2 protein-coding genes and 1 pseudogene are annotated in these 3,185 nt (G+C 75.0%); 2 read left to right on the top strand and 1 reads right to left on the bottom strand.

The window, feature by feature from the left end:
• Positions 1-7: 7 nt before the first annotated feature.
• Complete coding sequence (locus GL263_RS24040; protein ID WP_182857843.1) at positions 8-580, bottom strand: DUF4352 domain-containing protein; 573 nt, start codon at positions 578-580, stop codon at positions 8-10.
• Positions 581-760: 180 nt separating this feature from the next.
• On the opposite strand from GL263_RS24040, the gene GL263_RS24035 reads away from it, so the two are divergent.
• Positions 761-2,644: an N-6 DNA methylase gene (locus tag GL263_RS24035; protein WP_182857842.1), complete on the top strand. Its 1,884-nt coding sequence runs from the start codon at positions 761-763 to the stop codon at positions 2,642-2,644.
• 170 nt (positions 2,645-2,814) lie between these two features.
• A pseudogene (locus GL263_RS24030) lies at positions 2,815-3,185 on the top strand (hypothetical protein); the annotation flags it as partial.

Below are 3,185 nucleotides of genomic sequence, written 5' to 3'. Positions count from 1 at the left end.
TCGCTGGTCACAGCGGCAGCTTCCAGTGGGCCGCCTTGCTGGTGAAGTCGATGTAGCGGACCTCGACGTCCAGCTGCTTCGCGTCGGCCGGGGTGGAGAAGGCGTAGGTGGCGGTGGCCTTCTTGCCGGGCAGCAGCTCGCCGTCGAAGGTGTTCTCCGCCTCGTTCTCGCTGTCGAAGATCTTGTCGGCCTTCTTGCCCTCGTCCCCGGCGCGGGCGTTGACGTCGACGAGGACGGCCTTGATGTCCTTCTCGCCGGTGTTCTCCAGGCTGATGGTGACGGTGTAGGCCTTGTTGCCGTTCTTGTGTCCGGCGGCGAACTCGCCCGGGGTGTAGGCGGTGGCCTTCGACACGGTGATCTTGAGGCCGTTCTTGTAGCTGGCGGTGTCGCCCGGCGCCATCTGCCTGTTGTCGTCCTCCTTCGGCGCGTCCTTCTTGGCGCCGTCCTGCTGGGAGGAGCTGCTCTTCTCCCTGGTGGGCTCCTCCTCGCCGCAGGCGGTGAGGCCGCCGACGGCGATGAGCGCGGCGGCGCCGGCGGCGAGCAGCGAACGGGTGCGCGGCAGAGCGGACTTCGCGGACATGGCTGATCCCTTCGTGGCTCGGTTCGACCCCCCTGGTGAACCGATGCGTCAATAACAGCATGGCTTGTGAATCGAGTCAACACGCATCTGTCGTTTCAAAGAGTTCACGGAGTGAATCGAGGCGTGGGTATGCTCTGGGTGTCCCGCGCCCGCCGCGCGGGCGAGGAAGGAGCCTGGGCGATGACAGACAGCGCGCCAGAGGTGACCGCCGCCGGAATCGCGCGGCTCGCCGGCGTCGGTCGGGCCGCCGTCAGCAACTGGCGACGCCGCCACCCGGACTTCCCGCAGCCCGTCGGCGGCACCGAGACCAGCCCGGCCTTCGACCTCGCCGAGGTCGAGGACTGGCTGCGCGCCCACGGCAAGCTCGCCGAGGTACCGCCGCGCGAACGCCTGTGGCAGCGACTGGAAGCCGACCCGAGAGGCGCGGGCGAGGCGCTGGCGGACGCCGGTGAGCGGCTGCTGCGCGCCCGGAAGCCCGCCGAACGCGGCCCGCTCGCCGAACTCGCCGACGAGATCGGCACCGGCGAGGCGCTCGACTTCCTCCTCGACCGCTACTTCGAGACCAACACCCGCCAGTACACCCCCACCCCGCCGGACGCCGCCGCGCTGATGGCCGCGCTCGCCGGACCGGGCGAGGCCGTGGTCGACCCCGCGTGCGGCACCGGCGCACTGCTCGCCGCGGCCGCCCACCACTCCGCCCCGCGCACCCTGACCGGCGTGGAACTCGACCCCGTGCTCGCCCGCCTCGCCGCGCTCCGCCTCGCCGCCGGCGCCTCCGGTGCGGCGGGAGCGCCCGGGGGGCGGCCTCCGGTCGTCACCGTCCGGGCGGGCGACGCGCTGCGCGCCGGACCGCCCGAGGACGAGGCCGACGTCGTCCTGTGCCACCCGCCGTTCAACGAGCGCAACTGGGGGCACGAGGAGCTGGCGTACGACCCCCGCTGGGAATACGGCCTGCCCGCCCGCACCGAATCCGAACTCGCCTGGGTGCAGCACGCGTTGGCGGCGCTGCGGCCCGGCGGCACGGCCGTGCTGCTGATGCCGCCGGCCGCCGCCTCCCGGCGCACCGGACGCCGGGTGCGGGCCGCGCTGCTGCGCCGGGGCGCGCTGCGCGCGGTGATCGCGCTGCCGGCCGGAGCCGCGCCGCCGCACAGCCTCGCCCTGCACCTGTGGGTGCTGCGTCGGCCCGGTGGCCCCGCCGAGGCGCCCGAGCCGCGGCTGCTGGTCATGGACTGCGCCGCCCCGCACCGCCCCGCCGGCCGGGACGGCCTGGACTGGCCCGCGCTGCGTGCGACCGTCCTTCAGACCTGGCACGCCTTCGACGCCCCCGGCCAGGCGGGCGTCCCCGGGGAGTCGGGCACCCCCGGCGAGGCGGGTGCCCCCGGTCCCGACCGGCCCGGTGTCAGCGCCGCGGTCCCGGTGATCGACCTCCTCGACGACGAGGTGGACCTGGCCCCGGCCCGCCACCTGCCGCCCGCCGACACCCGGGCGGGCGCCGCCGCCCTCGCCGACACCCACCGTGAACTGCTCGACCGGCTGAGGCTGTTGACCGAGTCCGTTCCGCACGCGGCGCGCAGCGCGAGGCCCCGCCCGCCGGGCCCCGACGTCACCGTCGGTGAACTGGCCAGGTCGGGGGCGCTGCGTGTCCTCACGTCCGGAGGCGAGAGCACACCGGTCGCCGTGTGCGAGGGCGACGTGCTGGTACCGGTGCTCGGTCCGGGCGTGCCGCGCGTGCTGACCGCCGCCGACGCGGGCACCGAACTCGCCCGCCCGCACTGCCTCCTGCGCGTCGACCCCGACCACCTCGACCCCTGGTTCGTGGCCGGGTTCCTCCGCGCCACCGGCAACGCCCGCCAGGCCAGCAGCTACACCTCCAGCGCCGCCCGGCTCGACGTGCGCCGGCTGCGGCTTCCGCGGCTCGCCCTCGCCGACCAGCGTCCGCACGCCGAACGCTTCCGGGCGCTCGCCGAGTTCGAGGACTCGCTGGCGCGGGCGGCGGAACTGGGCCGCCTGCTCGTGCAGGGCCTCCACGACGGTCTCGCCGAGGGAACCGTGACCCCGGACTGACGCGCGCGTCGGGGACTTCGCTGTATACGCTGCCGCCAGCAGAAGTCCGCAGCGGGCGGCGCAGAGCGACAGTCCGCCGATGTCTGGGAGCGCAGATGTACGGCCCGGCCGGCACACCGCCTCCGGTACCGAACCCGGGAGGCCCCCGAGCGTCCGGCGCCGGTACCCGCGTGGCTCTACGCGTGCTCTTCGCCACCTTCCCGGTGTGGTCCCTCGGCCTGCTCGCCTGGGTGCCCTCCCTGCGCTTCGCGCTGCTCGGCCGACGACGGCTCGACTGGCTGGTGTTCGGGCTGTTCGCCACGCTGACCGTGGTCTACCTGGTGCTGCTGGTGTCCGTGCCGAGCGACCCGGAGGGGGACGACCCCGCGTCGCTGCTGGCGGGCGCCTACGCCATCCTCTTCATGGGCGGCTCGCTGGTGCACGGCCTGCTCGGCGAGCCGGCGCCGGCGGGCGGCCGGGCCGGTGCCATGCCGCCGCAGGCCGTGCCGGGCCCCGGCGGCTACGGCTACCCGCGGCCCGCGCCCGGCCCGCACTTCACCGC

Source organism: Streptomyces durbertensis (genome assembly GCF_014156695.1).
GTDB classification, from domain to species: Bacteria; Actinomycetota; Actinomycetes; order Streptomycetales; family Streptomycetaceae; genus Streptomyces; species Streptomyces durbertensis.
This window is presented reverse-complemented; position numbering and strand designations above follow the sequence as displayed.

What these genes read in the sequence shown, in the direction of transcription:
- GL263_RS24040 (WP_182857843.1), bottom strand. Translation starts at nt 580, where the DNA reads ATGTCCGCGAAGTCCGCTCTGCCGCGCACCCGTTCGCTGCTCGCCGCC.
- GL263_RS24035 (WP_182857842.1), top strand. Translation starts at nt 761, where the DNA reads ATGACAGACAGCGCGCCAGAGGTGACCGCCGCCGGAATCGCGCGGCTC.